19 protein-coding genes are annotated in these 23,070 nt (G+C 34.8%); 6 read left to right on the forward strand and 13 right to left on the reverse strand.

Annotated features, from left to right (window positions below):
- Nucleotides 1-39 precede the first annotated feature (39 nt).
- Together ACEPXG_RS12185 and ACEPXG_RS12190 are read left to right on the forward strand one after the other, a co-directional pair.
- Complete coding sequence (locus ACEPXG_RS12185) at nt 40-1,122, forward strand: type III polyketide synthase (protein ID WP_391202733.1); 1,083 nt, start codon at nt 40-42, stop codon at nt 1,120-1,122.
- Between the two features lies 1 nt (nt 1,123).
- Nucleotides 1,124-1,666, forward strand: coding sequence for an isoprenylcysteine carboxyl methyltransferase family protein (locus ACEPXG_RS12190; RefSeq protein ID WP_391202736.1), 543 nt, complete (start codon nt 1,124-1,126; stop codon nt 1,664-1,666).
- A 17-nt stretch (nt 1,667-1,683) separates the two neighbouring features.
- Here ACEPXG_RS12190 and ACEPXG_RS12195 read toward each other — a convergent pair whose 3' ends face one another.
- Both ACEPXG_RS12195 and ACEPXG_RS12200 read right to left on the reverse strand, forming a co-directional pair.
- On the reverse strand, nt 1,684-3,006 hold the full coding sequence (locus ACEPXG_RS12195; RefSeq protein WP_391202739.1) for an NAD-dependent malic enzyme: 1,323 nt from the start codon (nt 3,004-3,006) through the stop codon (nt 1,684-1,686).
- Nucleotides 3,007-3,153: 147 nt separating this feature from the next.
- On the reverse strand, nt 3,154-3,945 hold the full coding sequence (locus tag ACEPXG_RS12200) for an alpha/beta hydrolase (RefSeq protein ID WP_391202742.1): 792 nt from the start codon (nt 3,943-3,945) through the stop codon (nt 3,154-3,156).
- A 106-nt stretch (nt 3,946-4,051) separates the two neighbouring features.
- Between ACEPXG_RS12200 and ACEPXG_RS12205 the strand changes: the two genes are divergently transcribed.
- Complete coding sequence (locus tag ACEPXG_RS12205) at nt 4,052-4,561, forward strand: gamma carbonic anhydrase family protein (protein ID WP_391202746.1); 510 nt, start codon at nt 4,052-4,054, stop codon at nt 4,559-4,561.
- 1,921 nt (nt 4,562-6,482) lie between these two features.
- Here ACEPXG_RS12205 and ACEPXG_RS12210 read toward each other — a convergent pair.
- The 4 genes from ACEPXG_RS12210 to ACEPXG_RS12225 form a co-directional block, all read right to left on the reverse strand.
- The gene (locus ACEPXG_RS12210) at nt 6,483-8,135 is read right to left on the reverse strand and encodes an RHS repeat domain-containing protein (RefSeq protein ID WP_391202749.1); all 1,653 of its coding nucleotides are present in this window, start codon (nt 8,133-8,135) and stop codon (nt 6,483-6,485) included.
- A 679-nt stretch (nt 8,136-8,814) separates the two neighbouring features.
- Entirely contained in the window at nt 8,815-9,414 is a 600-nt protein-coding gene (locus ACEPXG_RS12215; protein WP_391202752.1) for a hypothetical protein, read from the reverse strand.
- Nucleotides 9,411-12,791: an RHS repeat domain-containing protein gene (locus ACEPXG_RS12220; protein ID WP_391202755.1), complete on the reverse strand. Its 3,381-nt coding sequence runs from the start codon at nt 12,789-12,791 to the stop codon at nt 9,411-9,413. The genes ACEPXG_RS12215 and ACEPXG_RS12220 overlap by 4 nt, the downstream gene beginning before the upstream one ends.
- A gap of 202 nt (nt 12,792-12,993) precedes the next feature.
- Nucleotides 12,994-14,310 carry an IS1380 family transposase gene (locus ACEPXG_RS12225; RefSeq protein WP_391209871.1) on the reverse strand — a complete coding sequence of 439 codons (1,317 nt, stop codon included), beginning with the start codon at nt 14,308-14,310 and terminating at the stop codon, nt 12,994-12,996.
- A gap of 593 nt (nt 14,311-14,903) precedes the next feature.
- Here ACEPXG_RS12225 and ACEPXG_RS12230 point away from each other — a divergent pair.
- Nucleotides 14,904-15,572, forward strand: coding sequence for a hypothetical protein (locus ACEPXG_RS12230; RefSeq protein WP_391202757.1), 669 nt, complete (start codon nt 14,904-14,906; stop codon nt 15,570-15,572).
- A gap of 517 nt (nt 15,573-16,089) precedes the next feature.
- On the opposite strand, the gene ACEPXG_RS12235 is transcribed toward ACEPXG_RS12230, so the two are convergent.
- Nucleotides 16,090-16,704, reverse strand: a complete 615-nt coding sequence (locus ACEPXG_RS12235; RefSeq protein WP_391202760.1) for a hypothetical protein — start codon at nt 16,702-16,704, stop codon at nt 16,090-16,092.
- Between the two features lie 177 nt (nt 16,705-16,881).
- Here ACEPXG_RS12235 and ACEPXG_RS12240 point away from each other — a divergent pair, with 177 nt between their 5' ends.
- On the forward strand, nt 16,882-17,223 hold the full coding sequence (locus tag ACEPXG_RS12240) for a hypothetical protein (RefSeq protein ID WP_391202762.1): 342 nt from the start codon (nt 16,882-16,884) through the stop codon (nt 17,221-17,223).
- A gap of 777 nt (nt 17,224-18,000) precedes the next feature.
- Here ACEPXG_RS12240 and ACEPXG_RS12245 read toward each other — a convergent pair.
- From ACEPXG_RS12245 to ACEPXG_RS12270, 6 genes are all read right to left on the reverse strand, one after another.
- Nucleotides 18,001-18,186, reverse strand: a complete 186-nt coding sequence (locus ACEPXG_RS12245; protein ID WP_391202765.1) for a hypothetical protein — start codon at nt 18,184-18,186, stop codon at nt 18,001-18,003.
- A 45-nt stretch (nt 18,187-18,231) separates the two neighbouring features.
- Entirely contained in the window at nt 18,232-18,474 is a 243-nt protein-coding gene (locus ACEPXG_RS12250; protein ID WP_391202767.1) for a hypothetical protein, read from the reverse strand.
- Nucleotides 18,440-18,712 carry a hypothetical protein gene (locus ACEPXG_RS12255; protein WP_391202770.1) on the reverse strand — a complete coding sequence of 91 codons (273 nt, stop codon included), beginning with the start codon at nt 18,710-18,712 and terminating at the stop codon, nt 18,440-18,442. The genes ACEPXG_RS12250 and ACEPXG_RS12255 overlap by 35 nt, the downstream gene beginning before the upstream one ends.
- A 153-nt stretch (nt 18,713-18,865) precedes the next feature.
- Entirely contained in the window at nt 18,866-19,303 is a 438-nt protein-coding gene (locus ACEPXG_RS12260) for a hypothetical protein (RefSeq protein WP_391202773.1), read from the reverse strand.
- 273 nt (nt 19,304-19,576) lie between these two features.
- Nucleotides 19,577-20,581 (reverse strand): hypothetical protein, encoded by a 1,005-nt coding sequence (locus ACEPXG_RS12265; protein WP_391202775.1) that lies wholly within the window; start codon nt 20,579-20,581, stop codon nt 19,577-19,579.
- A gap of 2 nt (nt 20,582-20,583) precedes the next feature.
- The gene (locus tag ACEPXG_RS12270) at nt 20,584-21,711 is read right to left on the reverse strand and encodes a tyrosine-type recombinase/integrase (protein ID WP_391202778.1); all 1,128 of its coding nucleotides are present in this window, start codon (nt 21,709-21,711) and stop codon (nt 20,584-20,586) included.
- Between the two features lie 331 nt (nt 21,712-22,042).
- Here ACEPXG_RS12270 and ACEPXG_RS12275 point away from each other — a divergent pair, with 331 nt between their 5' ends.
- Complete coding sequence (locus ACEPXG_RS12275) at nt 22,043-23,044, forward strand: transposase (protein WP_391202781.1); 1,002 nt, start codon at nt 22,043-22,045, stop codon at nt 23,042-23,044.
- Nucleotides 23,045-23,070 lie beyond the last annotated feature (26 nt).

The raw sequence follows: 23,070 nt of genomic DNA on the forward strand, positions 1-23,070 counted from the left end.
CAAATGCATGGAGATAATAACTAAAAAAGGAGAATCTCCATGCCAAAAATTTCTTCTATTAGTACATATAATCCTCCTTATATATTAGATCAATCAAATATTGAACAGTTAACAAAAGAACTATTTAAAGAAAAAATTGCACAATTAGATCGTTTATTACAAGTTTTTGAAAATGGAGATATTAAAACACGATATTTTTGTGTGCCATTAGAATGGCACCAAACGGAACATTCCTTTGAAGAACGAAATAATATTTATATAGATTTAGCAACAAAATATTGTGGAGAAGTAATACAAGCTTGCCTTCAAAATACCAGGTTTCTCCAAAAGGCAATTCCTTCAGAAGAAATTGATGCCATTATCTTTGTCAGCAGCACAGGCATATCGACCCCGAGCATCGATGCTCGGGTGATGAACCACCTACCTTTTTCGGATCGTATGAAACGGATTCCAATTTGGGGCCTAGGTTGTGCTGGTGGTGCTGCTGGCATTAGTAGGGCTTTTGATTATTGCAAAGCTCATCCCGATGCGAAAGTCCTCGTCGTATGTGTTGAGTTATGTAGTCTCACCTTCCAACCGAATGACTTTTCTAAAAGTAATCTAATTGGGGCTTCTCTTTTCGCCGACGGAGCTGCTTGTGTATTAGTTTGTGGAGATAATGTTAATCTTACAAACAATAAGCCTATTCCCCATATAGTAGATACAGCTTCTAAATGGATGCCCAACTCGGAAGACGTGATGGGATGGAATATTAAAAATAATGGATTACATGTCGTTTTCTCTAAGAGCATTCCTTCAATTATTTCAAGCTGGTTGGGACCATTTATAGATGAATTTTTGACAGAGCAGAATCTTTCAAAAGATCAACTTGTAAATTTTGTAGCCCACCCCGGAGGAAAAAAAGTTCTACAAGCATATGAGGAAACACTCCACCTAGAAGAACATCAAACTTCGATTTCTAGAAATGTATTAAAAAAACATGGGAATATGTCCTCTCCAACAGTACTTTATGTATTAGAACAATTTATGTTGAAAGAAAACAACAAGGATGATTTAGGATTATTAGTGGCTCTTGGACCTGGTTTTTGCGGAGAAGCAGTTCTACTAAATTGGGGGGATTAGAATGTTATTTTTCATTATTATCTTTCTGGTCATCATTCAAAGAATAACGGAAGTTTTTATTGCTAAGCAAAATGAAAAAAAGATGCTTGCTCAAGGGGCTTATGAAGTAGGTGCATCTCATTATCCGTATATGGTGACTCTGCATGTGAGCTTTTTTATTTGTTTAATTGCAGAGGTTTTAATATTTAACCGAGGTATTTCCCCACTATTTCCGTTATTTTTTCTAATTTTTATAATTGTTCAAGCATTACGCATATGGTGTTTGAGATCGTTAGGATCTTTTTGGAATACAAAAATTATTATTTTACCCGGTGCCCATGTAGTAACAAAAGGACCATATCTTTATCTAAAACATCCAAATTACGTGGTTGTCTGCATCGAAATAGCACTTTTGCCGCTTATATTCCAAGCATACATTACAGCTATTTGCTTTACTCTTTTAAATCTTGCGATGCTCTCCGTGCGAATTCCACTCGAAGAGAATGCTCTGATGGAAGTTACCAATTATAATGAAGAATTTAAAAAGAAGATTTCGGCATCGTAACCGAAATCTTCTCTTCCTTATAAATTCATTTCTTTATTTGCTGCTTCTTCTACTGCTCTTGCCACTAAATGATGAACTGTCGGATCTAGTGGGTTTGGTATTAACTCACCAGGTTTTGTATGTCCTACGATCGCTTGTGCAGCTGCTATTAACATGGAATACGTAATTTCCTTTGCTCCTGCATCTAATGCACCTTTGAATATTCCTGGGAATCCAATCACATTGTTGACGGATCGTCCGTCAGCTGCGAAAGCTGCTCCTGCTGCAATTGCTTCATTTGGAAGAATTTCAGGGTTTGGATTGGATAATGCTAATATTATTTGTCCTTTTTTAATCATTTCAGGTTTGATTAACCCAGATACTCCAGTAGTAGCAACAATTATATCACAAGTTTCCATCATTTCTTCTAATGTAGGAATCGTTTTTCCACCATAGTTTACCAATCGTTGTTTTGCTTCTTCTTGACGATCTAGACCATATACTTCTTCTACTCCATAAGCCATTAACATACGACAGATAGCTAATCCGGCAGCACCAAGTCCGATTTGACCAATTACGGCATCTTTTACATCTACCCCAGTCGATTTACATGCAGATAATATCGCAGCAAGCGCTACTACCGCCGTTCCATGCTGGTCATCATGCATAACTGGAATAGGAAGTTCTGCTTTTAAACGTTCTTCTATTTCAAAGCAGTGAGGAGATCCAATGTCTTCTAATAAAATTGCACCGAATCCTTGATGAATATGTTTGACCGTTTCAACGATTTCATCTGGATCACTTGTATTTAATAAAATAGGAATTCCGCTTAAGCCAACAAATTGATCTAATAGTACAGCTTTACCTTCCATTACAGGCATTCCTGCAACAGATCCAATATTTCCTAAACCTAATATAGCTGTGCCATCTGTTACGATAGCAACGGAACTGCCAATCGACGTAAAGTAATTTGCTTTTTCAGGATTATTAACAATTTCCATACAAACGCTAGCAACACCAGGCGTATAAATTCTTTGCAAATCTCCGAGTGAACGGACATCCAATCTGCTCTTCATCGCAATTTTTCCGCCTTCATGCGCTTTTAACACATCATCTGTTACAGCATGGATCTTAACACCATTTCCAATGGCTTCAATATTCGCAATGACAGATTGGAATTGCGCTTCAGATTTACAAGTGATCGTTATATCACGAACTGTTGTTAATGCTCCACTTTTAAGTGTTGTAATATCTCCAATATCCCCTTCAGCCATTCCGATAGCAGTTGCAACTTTAGCAAAGTTCCCTGGTTTCGAAGGTGTTTCTACTATAAAATTACGTATAAAATGTTGGTTTTGCATATAAGTTACACTTCACTTTCTTTATTTCAATTAATAGAATGTCTTTTCCGATTTAACCGAATAATTATACCACAAGTTATATTAAAACTCACATATTCCAAAAAGAATATCATTCCCTAGAATAATCTTGTTTATCTACAACATTCCCTAAACGATATATCCTATAGATCTTAGTACATTATTTATAAAAGAATGGGAATATGCAAAAATCTCTTCTCGTTCTGGTTCCTGGAATAAATCATGGAAACAATTTTTCCATGACTTATATTGATATTCTGTTAGTTCTTGTTTTTTTAGCCATCCGGCTGCTACTGTCGTATCTGTGATTTTATCACGCTCCGCCGTCATTAATAATACTGGGACATTCGGAATAGATGTCGTTGTTTGACCAATACTTTTTAAGAGAAATTGCATTTCTTTATACCAAGCATTTGTTATCATTGTATGGTATGTCGGATCCTCCACATATTGTTTGTACACTTCATAGTTTCTCGTTAGTTCCTTCAGTTGAATATCATGATGAATCTTCTGTTGAACAGATAATTTAGCTAATGCATTTGTCCATTTAGATGGATACTTTTTTAGTTGAAGCCAAGGGGAAGTCAATATGACCCCTGCAAGTTCTATTTTTAATTTGTGCATTACTTTTATCAATAAAGTAGCACCTAGTCCATGACCAAGTATAAATATTGGGAGATTATACGTTACTGCAACTTGTAATGCTTGTGCTATGTAATCTTTGTAGTGATCGAAAGGTTCATCATGTATTTCGTTTGCTTTTGTATGTTCGCCATGCCCAGGTAAATCCCCCATGACAATATGACAATTAGAGCTTCTAAATTTTTCAATTAACCACGCATATCTTCGATGATGTTCATATGCACTATGAACGATCACGATTACTGCTTTTGGTCTTTCTTCTGCTTCCCATTTCCACATGAGCATCACCTCTTCCATTTCGTTCCTATTTTGCTCAAATAGTTTTCATTACACTGTTCGTTTGATACGATTAATTATATTCTATTTATAGAGGAGTGTGTATATATTGATCTATCCATTTAAAGGAAAAACCCCTTCGATTGATGATACTGTTTTCATTGCTGATTATGTCACAATTACAGGGGATGTGACAATCGGACAAGAGTCTACTATTTGGTTTAATACGGTAATAAGAGGGGACGTTGCACCTACTATCATTGGGGATAGAGTGAACATCCAAGATTTATGTTGTTTGCATCAAAGTCCAAACAATCCACTTATTTTAGAAGATGAAGTAACGATTGGGCATCAAGTAACTTTACATAGCTGCATTGTTCGTAAAGGAGCATTAGTTGGCATGGGCTCTATTATTTTAGATGGAGCGGAAATTGGAGAAGGTGCATTTATCGGAGCAGGAAGTTTAGTGCCTCCAGGAAAAAAAATCCCTCCAAACTCACTAGCAATGGGAAGTCCAGCAAAAGTTGTACGTGAGCTGACAGATGAAGATAAAGAAGATGTACAACGAATTATTAGAGAATATGCTGAAAAAGGTCAGTATTATAAATCACTACAGTAAATAAAATCGATAGCGTCCTTGTCTTTACTTTTTCCAGATTGCTTTGGACGAAACATTGACTACACTATTACCGTTACATTTAGAGGAGTTGGAAGTGACTGAGTCACTCCAAACTCCTCTCTTTTCGGTAATCTGTCCGTCGCTATATTGAAATATGTAGAGACATAATGCATAAGGTTTGGTTAATTAATGATAGAATAGATACTTTCCTATACTTTTAAAAGCTGGCGAAGATACAATTTCGGCCGCTCAGCGCTTCTTTATCGATAGATGCTAGCTATTTCCCTCAAGTTCCACAGGATTAATGGTATTATTCAGTTTATATGCTCAACTAAAAAGTTAAAAACTGTCATTGAGCGACTATTTATAAGGTAAAAGCTACAAATTCTACAATGAAAGCAACCACCTCTTTATTTTTTAAAAACTAGTACCTCCTACACTTTATATATTCAAGTGTAGGAGGTATTTTTGGTTCTCTAGCATATTAAATTGTAGTAAATCGTCAGAATAGTTTATAATTGTTTCTAACACAGGGAATCTTCACTAGGAACCTCAACGGATTTAGCTTTGCTTTGATAAGCCTTAGTATTTTGCAGATATCCAGAGAAGTTGATTTAATGGCTTCTTGTGCAATATGCTTTTATTACAACCCGGATTGGGGTACTTTAATAAAAAAAAGAAGCCTAGCACCTATTCCTATTGCTGACTTCCTGTTTTTTCATATGCATTTGTAGTGCGTTTTTTGAATAGTTTGTTGCACAGGCACGCGAAATTCATAACAAACAGAGATATTCCATAAGAGTTCAACTCCTATCAAATACCCTAAGATTTATTAAACATTGATTTATGTGACTTAAAGTATAAAATAGTAACACAATAAATCATATGTATGTCATGTTAATAAAACCATTAATCTCAACGTTCATAAATCCAATACGTTATAATTATTAGCTAAAATACACTTCCTATGGAGAATCTCTATGGAAAAAAGAAGTAATATTTAACTAGTTACATTCTTTTACTTTATAATCTGACTTCTAACATTTTTTTGCTTTATAGTACTTTAAACAGAACTCTAACTGCCGCTATTTGTATTTTCTTGAAGAAATCATGGTAGTTTAAGTTGGATATTTCTCTCCTTATATAGAATATTTTAATTTGTAAGATTTTCTAAGTAGATAAGAAGCTGGTTAGTGTGTGTCAGATGAGTTGGAAAGTATTGGGTTTCGGGAAACACGAAGGTAGAAAACAGCCAATTGCCGGTTCAATACCGTCAATTGGCTGTTTAATAGGTATTCTATTTCTTTCTCAAAAAGGTTAGTCAGTGCCAATTTTTCTAAGGATTTTATTTCTTTAAAAAGTGGAATTATTCATATTTATTACCCAACCTATATTTAAAGTAATAGTTTCCTAACTGCTTTCATTAAGCTTGTTAAACTATTTACTATCTGTTGAAGCCAGTCTTTTGAACACAGTTTTATCATTTGCAGCACAGCTATTTATGTCAGGATATATATTGTATGTTTCATTCTGCAGATCTATCAGAACATATCCTCCTTGCGTTTTTGTGTAGATACGTTTTCTAACTTGATAGATATCAGAAACAACTGGAGATTCAGAAATTTGATAAATAATCCTAGATAGGACTTTGTAAACCAGTATACAATATAGTTTATTGCTAACAAACAGAATTATTAGTGAAACTGCGTCGCAGAAAAAAAATTTATAAGCATATTCTCTATTATAAACAAACAACAATAGTGGAATTAAGAATGTCAACATATGAATAATAAACATTATTTTTGGCCTGTATTTATTTTTAAAGATGTATAATAAAACGATATTTAATATTGGCATAGTAAAAATAATTAATAAAGCAAGAATTAAATACTCCTTCATAAAATAACCTCTTTTTCCCTAATTAATCTTTTGTCAATATCCTATGACTAGCTGGAATGTATTTGTAAATGGCTGTTGCAATTGCCTTACCCAATGACATATTAAGAAAAAGATCAGTAGCATATGCAGCTATTCCAGTTAAACCTGGTATAGAGAATCCCAAAACTGATTTCAAAACAGTTCCCAAAGCTGGTGTAATCATAGCAATAATTTTTTTCTTAGTAGCTTTAACAGCCTCTTTGCCAGCATAACGTATTAACATTAATGACGATTTAAATCCTACAACTGCAATACCCATGTTAAGTGCAAGGAGAATTCCATCAATTATTAATCCTGCTGCTCTAAGAGATAAATATCCTGTCGGATCTACATTATTTATAGGATTATTTTCACAATATGAATACTGATTCTGACTGTTAGGGTTTTCATTAAATCCTTTAAATAAATCTCTTGACAAGAAGCGACTTGTTTTCGAATCATAATACCTTGCCTGCAAATAATAAAGTTGGGTATCACGATCATAAACATACGATGCATAACCTATTGGCTGATTTACAACTGCTTCTGACTCATTAGAGGAAATCACATTTCCCCATGGGTCGTAACTGTAATCGGCTACCTTGTTTCCGCTTGCGTCCACAATTTGAACCACGTCGCCTCTATAATTGGTTACGTAATAATACGTGTTACCTACAGAATCAGTTAGGAACATTGGTTTACCGTTACCCCAAGTGATTCGCCATAATACTTTCCCTGTGTTATCCATTACTCTTATCAGATTACCCTCATTGTAGTAATAGATGTAGGTATTTTCACCAACCGTTTTCGTTTGACGTAAGCCGTCTGAGTAATAAGTATAACTCGCCACTTGTGTTCCTGAAAGTGTTAGGACTGAAGTCAGTTGTCCTAGGTCATTCCAGGTGTATTTATACTTATCATCTTGAATTAAATTTCCTGACCCATCGTAGGAATAGCCCTCTATTTCATTGGCTTTGTTAAAGGTTAAAATATTTCCGGATGGATTTAATAAGTTCCCGGCTTTATCATATTGATAATTCACAGTAGTTTGCCCGTTATTCCACGATTCTAAGCGATTGGCGAAATCGTAGGTGTAGGTTTGTGACCCGTCCGATACGATATTGCCATCCTGATCATAACGATATTGGAAACTTACTGGCGTTTGTAAATAATAATTCTGACCTGTTAAACGACCGTTGTCGTCAAACGTTTGGAATAGATTTAAGTTGTTGTCAGGGCTGCTACCGAGTTGAATTTGAACAGAATGACCTTTCTCATCATAAAACCATTGAGCACTTCCACTTCCTTTTGTTACTTTTGTCAGAGATTGAAGCTTATTATAACTAAAAGTAGTGCTCTCAGGTGATACACCATTTTGGGTCTCTGTGAAAGAGGAAAGCAATCCTTGGGTGATTCCCCCGTTCGAATCATAGTTGTATTGAATACCAAAACCATCTGGGTAAGTTGCAGTTATTAACCTGTTTGCATCATCATAACTATATTTATACTTTCTATCGTTTGTTGTAACTTCTGTTAAGTTATTTGCGCGATTATAAGTATATGAATCCAAAACACTTCCATCGCCCAAATCACGTTCTGACAACTGATTTTGTGCATTGTATTTCATGTTTATTTTAGATGCAGTAGTTGAACCCATGCCTTTGACAATTTCTGTAACGTTCCCTTCATTGTCATTGTGTATGTTCCCTGTGTCACATACAACTTGGACACTATTCAGAATTGTTTTGAAGTTGTGTCTAACACAGGGAAGACTTTAAGAAGGTACCCAAGTCGGTATGTACTACGGAACATTCAGCGGAGAGGGCAGTTTCTTATCCGTTGATCCTGAATATTTAATATCCCAGCCACCTGTAGTTACACAGATGCGTATGGTTGAGGTTTCTTTAGGAAAATCCTTCGTGAAAGCTTATAAGAAAATGAATTTAACAAACTCATATGTACAAGAGGAAGTCAAAAAATTCGTTCAATAGAATTTGAAGGGTTACTCTACTCCTTGATTGTTTCATTCAACTTTGCGGAACTATTATTTCAGATCAAAAAAAAGAGTGAATCTAGATTTTTTCTCGTAGATCCACTCTGTTTTTTTGTGTTAATTTTTGGCTGTTTTCTCAAAGTTTAAATATAATCGAGAATGTTGATATAGAAATATAGAAAAAATATATACTAGTAAACAACTATACTTAAAAAGATAAAGAGATTCTTTACCCTGAAAACAATGGTTTTTATCATTGTTTTCTATCTATTTAACATAGTAGCGATGTTTCACTTTATCCCCTACGTTTTGAGTAAATAGATTTTCCCTCTAGGATTAGGTACTATATAGTCACTAAATCTGTAAATAGGCAATGAAATACTTTCACTTTACCTTTTTCAAGAAATTTTGTTTCTACGTCATCTACAACTTTATTAACAATTTCTGAGGATAGCCCTTGATATCCCTTAAAATCCATAAAATTCTCAAACGAATTGCTTATATTTTGTAATTCTTGTTCCAAAACTGTGTGAATTGAAAAGCTCCATTCATTAGTAATTGTATTAAAATCACTTTCCTCAAAAAAATAATAATAATATGGATTTAATATACTAATGAATATCCTTAAATCTAATCGTTTCCATCCCAATAAGCGTATTAATTCTATATCATCATCTAAAATAGTTTGATTCCTATGCATTAATACCCTAAACTCAAAACAATTACTGTCAATTGGATCTGTCCAATCCACGACAGCATAGTTATTAAATAATTTTTGGATGCTTTTTTTAAAATCAATTCTTTTATAACCATTGTCTGATAAAAATATTTTCTTTTTTTCAACAAGTTTTTTATATACATCCGAAGTTATATAATCCTCGTAATCTACATTTTTAGGAAACAACAATCTTATAGTTTCATTAATTTCATTCGGAATACTCACTTTCTATTATCTCCTTTGTCAAACCGTTTATCTTTCAATAACTTTTTAGCCTTTTGCGCATCTTTGTTCCCTTTTTTTGCTAATTGCTCAATTTCTTTAAGCGTTTTATTCCTCATATTTCCTGGAAACTCTCGATTTATGGCCCCCTTCTTCTCACGTGAGATAATATCTTCAGCAGTTTGACTTAAATAAGCATTAATTTTACGACCAAGCCAACTGGCAGCATTCCATGTTATTATACCTAATACAACAAATCCAGTAGCTAATAATGCAAATTCTCCAATACCGGGTATAAAAAATACCCCGATAACTTCTGCAAATTTCCCGTTAGGATCAACTTTATTTACAGGATTATTTTCTGAATAACTATATCCATTTTGAGTAATAGGATTTAATAGATCCCCAGAAATAGGATCTCTCGAGACAAATACTGCATTCTCTGGATAATAATATCTTGCCTGTAAATAATAAAATTTTGTTTCACGATCATAAACATACGATGCATAACCTAATGGCTGATTCGCAACAGCTGTTGACTCTTTGGAGGATAGCACATTACCCCAAGGGTCAAAACTGTAATCCGCTACTTTGTTTCCGCTTGGATCAACAATTTGGATGACATCGCCCCGGTAATTAGTTACGTAATAGTAAGTGTTACCAGCAGAATTAGTTAAGAAAATTGGTTTACCATTGCCCCAAGTGATGCGCCATAATACCTTCCCTGTGTTGTCCATTACTCTAATCAGATTATTATCCTGATTGTAATAATAAGTGTAGGTTGTGTCACCTACTGTTTTCGTTTGACGTAAACCGCCCGCATAGTAGGTATAGCTCGCCACTTGTGTTCCCGAAAGGGTTTGAACTGTTGTCAATTGTCCAAGATCATTCCAGCTATATTTATACTGATCATCTTGAGTTAGGTTTCCTGCCCCATCGTAGGAGTAGTCCTTTATTTCATTAGCTTTGTTAAACGTTAAGCTCTTCCCAGATGGATTTAGAAGATTACCAGCCTTATCATATTGATAAGTAACAAAAGTTTCCCCGTTATTCCATGATTCTAGTCGGTTTGCGAAATCATAAGTGTAAGTTTGCGCTCCGTCTGATACAATATTACCTTCTTTGTCATAACGATATTGGAAGTTAACTTGCGTTGGCAGATAATAGTTTTGGCCAGTTAAGCGACCGTTGTCGTCAAAATTTTGGAACAGATTTAAGTTTAAGTTAGGATCAGGATTGTTGCCGAGCTGAATTTGAACAGAGTTTCCTTTCTCATCATAGGACCATTGTGCGCTTCCACTTCCTCTTGTTACCTTTGTAAGAGTTTGAAGAGCATTATAGCTAAACGTGGTACTCTCTGGTGAAGCATTTTTATTGGTTTCTGTGAAAGAGGAAAGCAATCCTTGTGTGATCCCCTTGGTATTATCATAGGTGTATTCCACACCATATCCATCTGGGTAAGTTGCAGTTAGTATACGGTTTGCGTCATCATAACTGTAGTTATACGTTTTTCCAGATGTTGTAACAGCCTTTACGTTATTAGCACGGTCATAGCTATAGGAATCTAGTACACTACCATCTGCTCGATAACGTTCGGATAACTGATTTTGCGCATTGTATTTCATAGAGATTTTTGATGCTGTGCTTGAATCCATGCCTTTAGTAATCTCAGTCACATTACCTTCATTATCAAAGCTAAAGGCCGTATATTTGCCAAGCGGATCAATTTCTTTGGTTAGTTGATTAAGCTCGTTATATTCATAATTAGTTGTATAGCCAAGTGCATTGGTTCGTGATGTTAAATTGCCTACCGGATCATAGGCATATTGAACCTGAATATTGCTTGGATCAGTGTCAGACGCTTTGACAAGTGTTGTGCTTTTTAAACGATTGAGATAATCATAGGCAAAGCTCGTCTTCTTCGCCAGCGGCGATACGATGGACGTTTGGTTTCCATTGTCATCGTAGCTATAGCTTGTCGTATTGTTTAATTCATCCGTAATAGAGTTAACAAGTGCACCATACGAATCATAATTTGAACCAAACTTTGAAGACCCTAATTCAACCTTGATATTATCAAAATATGCAGCTCCAGGTTGGTGATCATAAACCACATAGATCTTCGCTTGTTTGAAATCTTTCTTTGCCCGAATGGTATCTTTGGTAAATTGCCAATCTGCCTTATTCTTGTTAAAAGGAACATCAAACTGTTCCTGGGAGCCATCCGTATAGACGAGCCACAATCTCAGCTGATAATCCCCTCCAGTAGAGAGTGCTCCAATAGCATTACTCCAACCTGAAACCGTTAAAGGATCTCCTTGTTTCCCTGAAATTTCTACGTATTCTCCGCTATATGCAGAAAAACTTCCATTGGAGGTTAGTCTTAACGAGGCTTTCCCGCTCTTATGATCTGCCGTTGAATAACCATCTCCGATATTTAGGCTATTTAAGGTCCAATTATCAACCGCAGTGCCACCGCTGGTCAATTCGAAACTTCCGTTTTCATTAGCGGAATAGCTAGGTACTACTTCCCCATAATTAAATTGAACACCGTCAAAGGAAGCCGTTCCTGTCCCTTCCACATAACAGTAAACTTGAAAAGAACTCGTACCAACTGGTGCCGTAAAAGAAGCAGACACTCTCGTCCACCCATTCGTTCCTGTTAAGGTTTGGGTTTTTCCATTTAAAATCAATTGATTGTTAGAGTTATAGAAAGAGGCAGCTAAATAGGAACCCTTTCCTGTTAAGTCGGCAGTTTTTAGATACCCACTTATAGTATAAATATGGTCTTTTTCATCCGGGTCTACATTAAACTTGTTTGTATATAGATACCCTGCACCATCGGTTGGAGATAAAGCAATCGACATTGAGTTATTTCCAACCACTTTGTCATTGGTCACAATTGAATAGGTTCCTTTGGTTATTTTATTCCAGTTTAAAGGGAATTTATTGGAGTCTAGATATTCAAAACTTGAATTTTTGATTCGATTGTAGGTGGACACCGTTCCATTTGTTGTACCAATTGAATTCCCATACTTGTCGTATTGGGTGTAATCTGTAATGGAAAATGGATCTGTAGATGAAAGTTGATTACTATTTTCATCGTAAATCGAATAATCAGGAACACTATTTACAGTCGAACTAGTTACATTATTTTTATTATCAAATTCGTTTACATTATTAATTCCCGTTATCGTTGAGCTCGTTTTTACATAACCTGATGAATTAAATGTATTTGACTCACTTGCAATAGTTTTTGCATTACCAGTGGTTTGATCAGGCTCATAAACTTGCGAAACTAGATTCCCTTTCCAAATGAACTGAGTAGTACTTGGTGTACCTTTTACATCCGTTGTAATGGAAGTGGTGTTTAAAACCAAATATTGTGGGTCAACACTATTAATCCTGAATTATTCACCGCAATCTAAAATTTTTAGAATTTCAAGAGATTAATAACTTTAAGGTAAATTTGTATTGAGATAGTAGCCTATATCGAGAAGACCTGAAACGAGCATTGGGAGAAAACCGATTTTTAGACATACTACTCCCTTGGTGCGAGTTCGAATTTTTAAAAAGGGCTATTTAAATGAATTTTAGCTGCTGAACCCTGGCCAGAACGTCCCAAAAGAAGTGCTCATAGACAAAACTGGAGGAGATTTTGACATATAAGGAGCGTCCGGATTTCACCAGTTTACTCGCTACTTTCACCAAACGTATGCGAATCGTTTGTATTTGAATGCCTTTGCTGGAAGGTGGAAAACTCAGAGTGCGTAGCCAGTTCGTGAAGTTATACGCAAGTAGACTTAACATCATGCGTGCTTCATTGACTAGGAAATCATGGCTCTTCATCTGATCAAAACCAAAGCCATCTTTCGCTTCCTTGATGAAGTTTTCCATCGTGCCACGCTGTTTGTATGACTGTACAATCGCTTGTGGTGAAAAGGTTTCGCCAGTATTTGTCACAAAAAAAGCATGCGAAAAGAACAGTTCACCTGCTGGGCGAGTGGACTGAATGATTATACGACGAGGCTTCGACCAAGACGATGCTTGATAAATAGACTCTTCGACGTAGCTTTCTCTTACGGACACATCACGAATTTCGTGAGCTGGATGCAGTTCTTCCGCCAGTGCTTTTAACTTGGCGTTCGCTTTTAAACGAATGATATAGTACACCGATTCTTTTTCGCATAATTCATATAGATCAGGCACCGCAAAGCCACTATCTCCACGGACAAGAGAAGACGTTTCCGGAAAAACTTCGTTATAGTGTTGGATGAGTGGACGCATAAAATCAACTACACCATTGGAAGTATACACGTTTCCCGGACGCAATTGTGCTTTTAAGAAATCACCTGTTAGTCCGTCAAACGCAACAAGTGGATGAAAACCCATTGTGCGATAATGGGCGTTGTAGGATGAACTTTCTTGGTTTCCGTATGTGTCGGCATGGGTGGAATCTAAGTCGAAAATGAGTGCCTTCGATTGACGCGCGTGATGAACCCGGTCTAGCAACTCCTGATTCGCCACTTGAAGCTGGTCTAATGATTGCGTGTCAAAGCGCTTGAAAAACCGAGATAACGACGGTTGAGAAGCCAGTGCAGCTGTACCAAGAACTTGTGTGAAAATCGGATCGTGTGTCAATCGGTCCGCTGCGTCGTCCTCCTGATAGCCAGCGGTGAGCTGATAGATTTTTTGACGAAGAAGTTGTTCGTTTTCATGTATACAATACGTACGTTCATCTTTTAACTGAAGATGTTTAGCAATGGTTTGTGAGAAGCCTAATTTCTCATCAAATTCCCGGTAAATCAATTCGCCGGTGTCTGAGGAGAGTGCGCCTCCATCGTTGGATAATTTAATAGAACGGTTGAAATGTAAGGTGTTTTGCGATAAAGTAGACATCATAAGAATCCTTTCTTTTGGTTGTTTCTTGGTCGTAATAACCTTAGCAGAAATGGATTCTTTTTTCATCATTTAAGTGAAAAATAGAATCCCACTGAAAAGCCGACTAGTCAGGTTTTCAGTGGGATTTTGTATTAGTTGGTGAATAATCTAGGTAATAGTCTCTATTACGAAAAAATGTTAGTAGTAAATTATTCATCGATAACCATATTATTACATTTAAAAAATATCTTTGTTCTATTCATATCAACAGTCGATGAAGGAAAGAAGAAAAATACATAAACTTTACAATAATGAATAGGCAAATAGATAGCTCCTTATACTTGTAAACAAATTGAATGTATAGGATCTGATTAAGTATTTTTTCTCCTAAACAAAAATAAGTAAACCCCTGTCTCGTAACAGGGGTTTACTTATTTTCACAGATTTAAATACTGGCAACATTACTCATTTCTCGATTACTGTTACCGCCAATCTTAAACAGAATTTAAATGGAAAAACACTTAAGAGTGATCATAATATTAAAACACATTAAAAAATGTTATAATTTTCTTAAATAAATATAATCTAGTAAAGACGGGAGTCGTTTTATAATGAAAAAAAAATATTCTATATTCTTGCTACTTTTAGTTTTGGCTATAACCATTATTCTTTTTATGAATAAGGATAATGATAATTTAAAAAGTAATAATAAAGTTGAAGATTCTTATAAAGAGTCCATTAAACCTATTAATTCTTTAGAAGATTCATATATGAACTTTTTTGACGAAAAAGGTCATTTGTTTAAATCCTACTCTGAGGAGCAATTAAAAAATCTATTAATCGACACAAATCTCTATAAAAGAGATGAATCTGAAGATGGAGAAAAACCATTTGCTACTTTTTATGATGAAAACGGGATTAATCTCGAACCATCTGAAGAAATCAAGGCTGAAATGAAAAAGCTTTCAAATTCAAATGAGTTTAAACTTTTTATATTTAGACAGTCGTCAATTTCTAGCTATATACCTGTTAGGAATAATACTATTTTTAGTAAACCTCAAAGTATAATTATTGAACCAACAGATGAGTTCAAATCTATGTCAATAATCTTGGAAAACTCATCAGGTAATAGAATTGGAAGAATTGTATTAGGAAATTATTTAGGAGGATTAATTGTCCCCCTAGAAGCCTTTGAATCAGAGGATTCTTATTCGATTCAATTAGTTAACAATGAACAAGATCCCATTTATCTAAATGGAGGTATTGTTATTTATAAATGATGAAACATATGTGTATGTTCCCTGTGTCACATACAACTTGGAAACTATTCAGAATTGTTTTGAAGTTGTGTCTAACACAGGGAAGACTTTCGAATCAGCATCCTTCATAGAATGTGCAACATTATACGAGCTATATTAATTGAACAACAGGAGATCGTCATTGACGATCTCTTTTATGTCGTATCGGGCTATAACATGTAGTAGAAACATCTAGTACGTAGCACTTTTTTGATGCCTACTAAATGGGCAAATGTGGTACTATGAGTTTGATAGCTCTTCAACAAACGGGCCGATTGTTGAATAACATTTTTCTAGGGAATGTTAGAAAAGATGCAGATATATAACGATAAGAGATTTGCTATACAAATATTTATGTAAATTAAAGAACAACCTCGCAAGTATAAACACCGTTCCATCAAAGAAGCGACAAACGTTGATTTAATCACGTTTGTCGCTTTTGGGTGCGTTCCCAAAATCTTATTTGGGGATGTTTACCTTTTTGCACTAAAATATCCTGTTAGTTTATAGTAATATTTTCCCATTTTTCATTTAAAATAAAGATTTGTTCCTCTCTAAGCTTGTTTTTAATGTCAGATACAAAGGTCATTATATTTTTTACTATGAGTTGTTCAGTTGTCTTATTAATCTTGTTCTCTGTGGATAAAATAATTAAACACACTATATCTGGGTAATCCCCTCCAGATATAGGCATAAAATTAACCTTTACGGATTTTTCTTCAAAACCCGTTTCATTTGCAAGTATTTTTCCTAATTCCATTCCCTCTGAAACTAAAAGGTTTGTATACTCCGCTACTTTACGATTTGTGTGTTCTAGTTCAACAGACACTTCTGGTTTTACCTTTACTTCTGAAACTAAAAAGTTTGAGTTCCCCTGAACCAAAAGATTTGTGTGTTCTTGTTCAACAAACACTTCTGGTTTTACCTTTTCTACATTTGAATCGCCATTATATGCACCTACTATAATAGCACTTATTGTAGCTCCTATAGCTAATATTTTTTTCTTTATGATTTTGTCTCTTCCTTTCCTAACTATATTTGCTTCCGTTAATTTTTTAAAGCCTTTATTTCTTTTCCTCACACATGCAGTTTTACCATAATAAAGACATTTCATACCCCTTAGTTTAAGGCCCTAACTTTTACGTCTACGTGGCCCTAAAAAAAAGTCGATAATCATCGGAATATTCATACTTTATGAGTATTTAAATTTAGTAAAAGGTATTTTATAGTATATGTAGGGAAGGAGGAAATATGAATTTTAATACTAAATTATAAAGGAGAGTTGTTTATTATGAAAAAGTTAATCAGCTTAATCGGATTAGTGGGTTTGTCATTAATAATGTCTTTGGGTTTATCAGTAAGCCAAACAGCTGCATCTTCTGTATCCAGCAGTTCATTGAACAATGAAGTTACACCATTAGCAAACAGTAGATATATTGTACATCATGAACTATTTAACGGAGAAGTATCTCCACCCAAAACATACTATTATAGTGATTCTTTAGGTTATAGTGGAACTCTTAAATTAGAATGGTATATTTATTCTGCTTATGAAAATAAAACTTCTGCAACTTATGCCGGTACAGTTTCCTGTAGTGGAATATGTGCTATGTCACAACCTACCTTTGAATAAATAGGTGAAATTAAAATTAATCACTAATTTATTTGGATTTTTACAGCGTAATATACGAATTAAGTCTATTTTTATTTATGTGGATTGGATAATAAGCGTATAAAAAGAGGGATGCAGGATCTAGTTAAAAGTTTTAAAGATAATATTAATAATCTCTTAAAGTAATAAATGTGCCTTCTACAATTGAATCTGTGGAAGGTTTATTTTTTATTAGTTAGAACACGGTTTAAGTTGATGATTGATGCCATTCCTTTCTAATTCTTTTTCTTGAGTAAATCAAAATGTTTAGATTTATCTTTAAATATCATAAAAACATAATAAATTCTATTTTAAAAGTTACAGTTCTCAAAGCGGGATTAGGGAATGTTTAGAAATTTCTTATTATCTTAATTCCTCCAAAACATTAAAATGTTCCAAGACACTTCAAGAAAATTGAACTAGTAAGCTCCCTTAGCATCTCTTTAAAAAAGCCGTCCTATCTTTCTATTTTTATTTTTTGGCTTTTCATTTTCTAATCCCAAATAACTCAAGATTTATTTAAATTATAATCCATTTTTATTTTTTGCAACAAATAGATGAGGTACATTCATTTCCAAGTTAATTATAGTCCAATCCCGCACCCTAAAACGTATTTGGGAACATCTCTTTGCTTAACATTGTAAATGTATAAATCTGATGCCACCCTTATGCGACAATCGGGCCGATTGTAGAACAAGAGAGTTAAAATAGCCTTGTTAAAAATAATTTAACGAGGCTATTTTCCAACTCATTAATCGTCTACTTGAACTGCTCAAATTGATTAGTTACCCATCGTTCTTGATTTTCTGCAGCGTATTTTTCAACCCCTATTAATCTATTCACCAATTCCTCTTTCGAAAGCTGCATATACCTCTTTTTGGCGATGTTTACATCACGTTCAGACGAAATCTTTCTTAAAGATGCTTCGTCAAATGTAGAGGGCATTGCATGTTTTTTACACGTATTTTTTACTTTATACGTTCTGCTATGCTACTGATAGTGAGAATGTAGTTCCTCATTGCGTTTAATCGTATTTTGATGGATGCCTTTTCCTTTTTTATCAAATGCTTTTGAATGCTCACTAATGTTGTGATAAGTTACGGGAATCCCTTGTTCTATGAGAAAGTCAATCGTTTGAATACCGATAATAAGTGAACGGTCTTTACGTTGCTGATGCACTTTATCAAGCCATTGCCTCTTATCTGAATGGATTACGCTTAGTGGTTGGTTCATAATGACGTTCCTCTCTATATTGTTTTATCAAGTCAATCTCTTTTAATTTGATCTTAGCTTGCTTCACCATTTCTTTTGCTTTACGAACTTCAATTTCTAACCCCATTTGCTTGAAGCGTTTCTCCATGTCTTTTGATAATTGAATAACTTCTAAAAGTTCGTCTTCTTGTTCAGGTTCAGGTACTTTTGCTTTACAACGTAAACATTGCATTTTAGTTGGACATACGAAATCGGTCACGCAAGTACCACCTAATACTTTGTTATATACACCAACCTTTTCAGCGTGTTCATCAAATTGCTTTTGCAGCTCTTTAGGGCTTCTTAAATACGCATCATCAATATCGACATAGCTTGAAATGACATCATGTAATTCACTTACTGATTCAGTGATTTACGATGGTGTTGGGGCGGAGTAATAAGCTGTTACATTCAAATCCCTTTGATGTAAGAGCTTTGCGACAATATCAATATTCACGTTCTGTCGCTGTACTGCTTCTGTTGCAAAAGCATGGCGTAAAAGGTGTGTCTTGATTGTTACAGGCTTACCGCTTTGTGTTTCAAAAACCAATCCACGAAGGAGGATTCGAATGGAACTGTATATAGCATCCGGTTTCATTGCTCTACCTTCGTATTGAAAATAATAGGGCATAGCCTTAGGGAAAAAATGCTTTCTATCACCTCTATATAAAACACTTGGAATTTTCTCAACAGCATTATGCTCTTTTAACAATCTTGCTACAGTTTGAATATGCTCCATAGTCTGTTTGCTTATATAAAATTCTTCTAAAGAATCTCGTCCTTTAGGGATAGCTTTAAATGAGAAATGCAAGTTCTCTTTAACCTTTTTTATAAGGATTCATTCTTTCGTATTATTAATTTGAAGTAATTCATTAATTCTTGCACCAGTGGTTGTTAAAATATCTATAGCTAATAGACCAAATGTACAAGCTGCGTAAAATGGCTCTACATCAATTAATAAACCTTTTGCTTTGTCTTTGTGCAGAGTAACAAAAGTTGAAGGCGTTAAAATACCTTTATGATGAGAAAAAAGGAGAGGGCTTTTGCTGATGCTCTTGTTCGTAGGCCCATAAAGATAAAAATTTTAAAATACGCTCATGTTCTTCAATCGGTCTACATTTTTATACCAATCTCCGAGAACATTAAATTCAATCAATTCATTAAACCAAAGACCTTCTCCCTCTGTTTCGTCCTCAATTGTTTCAGCACGAATAAACTCAAGGAAATAAGCATTATTTTCATCAGAATAAGTTACTTTCTTCTGTGTTGCTTGCTTTATAACAATTTCCGAAAAATCTGTTTGGTGGTGCAATACAAAGGATGGTTTATCCCATAAACGAAAATGAAATTTCTCTCCGATGCGTTCGGGTTCATCATAATAAAATTCGAATGGCAGTGATAATGATTTAGCTTCTACCTCCTGTATTTGTTGCTGAAGGGCATCTTGAAGTCTTTTTATCTGATTCCATCGTAAATTTGCTTCCGCAAGTATCGTTGGAAGCATTTGCACAATAGCATCTGTTTCATCTTTACGTATAGTTTGAGCTTGCTCTTTTGCTAACTTTCTAAATGAAAAATCTCTGGAATCAAACAAAAAAGGTTGCAGTAGAAACTGTTTATAATGTTCTTGTTCTTCAAAGGATAAGTTGTTATGAATCCATTTTTTTGTAGAGTACTCGGCTCCAATATAACAACTCATTAACTCGCTCCTTTTGCTGTTAGAATCGTCAGGGAAAATCTCACTTTTCAAATACGCATATAAATGAACATTCACATCGAAATCTGAAAATCTAGTAATGTTAAAATTAGTGGAAATATTTTTAAATCGCGGGCTTAAGGTCCCGATAGTCCGTTGAATACTTCTGGCATCTTTTTTTCGAGCTATATCGATTAATATAATCAATAAAAAGTGATTCTTCAAGTCAAAATTTAAGCAATTATTATTAAGATAGTTAAGAATCCGTTCATCTACTTTATCGAATAGAAACTCGCTTCGGTTATTTTGCAGGCACATTAGCTTTGTATCCATTTTTCCAAGCCATTTATCATACCATTCCGTTGCTGGTCTTAGTTGCGTTGCGTTAGTCAATTTTATTCCAACTCTTCCAACAATTCTTGTAACTCTTCATCGATCAATTCAATATTTGTTGTTTCAAGAACTGCCAACTTTGGTTTTCTTGAAGATTTACCCTGCTTGGTGTATTCTTTCTCTCTTTGTGCCATTTGTTCAAGCATATGTTCATGAGCTTCTCGATGTTTTGCTTCGTCGAAATGATGTTCATATACATTCATGGTATCTGGATTTTTCCATTTCATATATTTAATCAATTCATTTTTACGCTGTTGAATTTCAGCTTCATTTTTTGAAACATTATAAATTTCTCGTAAGCGGGAAGTGACAAACCAATGTCTTGCTTTATGTGGATTTAAACTCAATTCATTGACTATCATTGCTCGTTTCCAATGATAGTACCAAGCATGATATGTATATGCTGTTCCATTTGCAGATAAGAAGATTGGTGCATCGTCAGGTAATTGTTCAAATTCTAAATGGTTTTCATCAAAGAATTTTCTCTCGGTGTCTATATAGTGAAACAACCGCTTGACTGTATCTTTACTAAAGCGTAGGAACTTGATCTTCCTACCATGACTTCCTTTATTAAACGTACTGACCTCTTGATGACTTATACGCTGACGATAATCTCCAACAGTTAGTTCAATAATTTCCGATACCATTGCTCCCGTTTCGAATAGCATACGAGCTATAAGCATTTCACGTTGCGACCAATTTACTTTTTTTCCTGCTTGATAAACTCGATAAGGTAAATTCATATCATCAATAATTTGTGGCTGCCATTCTTCATTGATTATTTTAAAATAGGAATCTGTTAATCTTCGGTGAATGATAGGGTCTTCTGTCCCTGAAACTGAAGGCATTCTAGGTTTATTTTCTCGAACACCTCTTACTTCTTCTTTATAGCTATGCAGAATGGCTTGTTCGTCAATTAAAGGGTTATGATGTGGATAGTATTTTAAACGAATCATAGACTTATAAAATGATTTTAAGGCCGATAAAAAACGACTAATGGTATTAGGGCTTTTATTTGTTAAATTCACAATACGAAACGAATCTTTATCACGAACCTTACAGCTCATTTCATGCAGCAAATAACCCTCAACAGCTACACGTATCTTTCCTTCGGAGTCATTCCATTGCACTCGTTTTCCCTGATAGTTACTTTTTTCTCTAACCACATGAAAAAGGGTAGTAAACACTTTAAATAAGATGTTGCAGAACTCTTATTAATTCGACCTAAACAATCTTGGTAATAATCTGTCAAAGGTAGAAAGGGATGGTTATCTTTAAATACTAATAGCTGATATTCACTTTCAACATGTTTCGGACAATACTCATATCAATACAATTATTAGCCTCCAAAAAGAACGTTTGTTCTATTTTAACGTTTTTTTCTTAAACGGCTAAAATAACGCAATATCTTCACTTGTGGTAAAATAAAGATAAAATTACTAGTAAATGTTGGTGAAGAAAATGCGTACAAAAAATCGGTTAATAACTGAGGAAACGAACTACTATAAACCTGAAATCTCGATCTGTCCGACATGTCATTCCAAATTAGATTACTGCCATACTGTCTCTAAAAAGACGATTTCTACACTTAAAGGTGCAAAAACAATCGTCAATATGGGATATCGCTGTACAAATTCAGCGTGCGAAAACGCTACAACCGTCTTTCGTTCTGCCCAAGCCGACCATCTAAGTCTTAAACATATGACTTATGGAATAGACGTCTTAGCCTACGTTGGTCAATTACGATTTAAAGAGCATAAAACTCGTAAAGAAATAATGGATATTTTAAATGACCATGGGGTTGTCATTTCTGAACGTCATGTTCAAAAGCTTTACGAAAGATATACGGTGTTACTTCGTGCTAGCGCAGAAGACCACCTCCAAAAGACTCTTCAAGAAACGGTTGATAGCCATGGTGGGATTATCCTATCCATGGATGGTGTTCAACCAGAAAAAGGAAATGAAACGTTGTATGTCATAAGGGAAGTGCTAAGTGGGACAATTTTAGCTGCTAAAAATGTAAAGAGTAGCTCGTCTCAGGAGTTAATGGAATTTATAAAACCTATTTTAGACCTCGGTTTTCCAATTCTAGGTTTTGTAAGTGATGGACAGAAATCCATCCGCCTTGCGTTTGAAACATTGTCACCAAAAACTCCTTATCAGTACTGTCAATTTCATTTCTTGAAAGATATTGCAAAGCCAGTTATAGATAAAGATCGAAAGTTAAAAACGAACATAAAGAAGAAACTACGAGGCATACGAGAGATAGAGAAAAAGGCAATAGAAGAAGAGAATCTAGCATCGGAAACAATCCTAGCATACACAGCGGCAATTCGTTCGGTCTTATTAGAAGATGGTTGCCCTCCGCTTGATTTACCAGGAATTAAGGTTTATGAACAGACAAAACTGATTCAAAAATCTATTGAAAATTGCCTGGAAAAAAAGGGCTCCTCTGATACTTAAAAAGTTGTTCAGAATAGTCAGTATTG

Origin of the sequence: Psychrobacillus sp. L4 (genome assembly GCF_042944905.1) — a bacterium.
In the GTDB taxonomy this organism is placed as follows: Bacteria; Bacillota; Bacilli; order Bacillales_A; family Planococcaceae; genus Psychrobacillus.

Bases quoted from the DNA above. Each gene is read 5' to 3' on its own strand.
- ACEPXG_RS12225 (WP_391209871.1), bottom strand. From the start codon at position 14,310: ATGTCTACTTTATCGCAAAACACCTTACATTTCAACCGTTCTATTAAA.
- ACEPXG_RS12245 (WP_391202765.1), bottom strand. From the start codon at position 18,186: ATGCCCTCTACATTTGACGAAGCATCTTTAAGAAAGATTTCGTCTGAA.
- ACEPXG_RS12235 (WP_391202760.1), bottom strand. From the start codon at position 16,704: ATGAAATGTCTTTATTATGGTAAAACTGCATGTGTGAGGAAAAGAAAT.
- ACEPXG_RS12200 (WP_391202742.1), bottom strand. From the start codon at position 3,945: ATGTGGAAATGGGAAGCAGAAGAAAGACCAAAAGCAGTAATCGTGATC.
- ACEPXG_RS12210 (WP_391202749.1), bottom strand. From the start codon at position 8,135: ATGGGTTCAACTACTGCATCTAAAATAAACATGAAATACAATGCACAA.
- ACEPXG_RS12190 (WP_391202736.1), top strand. From the start codon at position 1,124: ATGTTATTTTTCATTATTATCTTTCTGGTCATCATTCAAAGAATAACG.
- ACEPXG_RS12240 (WP_391202762.1), top strand. From the start codon at position 16,882: ATGAAAAAGTTAATCAGCTTAATCGGATTAGTGGGTTTGTCATTAATA.
- ACEPXG_RS12250 (WP_391202767.1), bottom strand. From the start codon at position 18,474: ATGAACCAACCACTAAGCGTAATCCATTCAGATAAGAGGCAATGGCTT.
- ACEPXG_RS12230 (WP_391202757.1), top strand. From the start codon at position 14,904: ATGAAAAAAAAATATTCTATATTCTTGCTACTTTTAGTTTTGGCTATA.
- ACEPXG_RS12275 (WP_391202781.1), top strand. From the start codon at position 22,043: ATGCGTACAAAAAATCGGTTAATAACTGAGGAAACGAACTACTATAAA.
- ACEPXG_RS12185 (WP_391202733.1), top strand. From the start codon at position 40: ATGCCAAAAATTTCTTCTATTAGTACATATAATCCTCCTTATATATTA.
- ACEPXG_RS12195 (WP_391202739.1), bottom strand. From the start codon at position 3,006: ATGCAAAACCAACATTTTATACGTAATTTTATAGTAGAAACACCTTCG.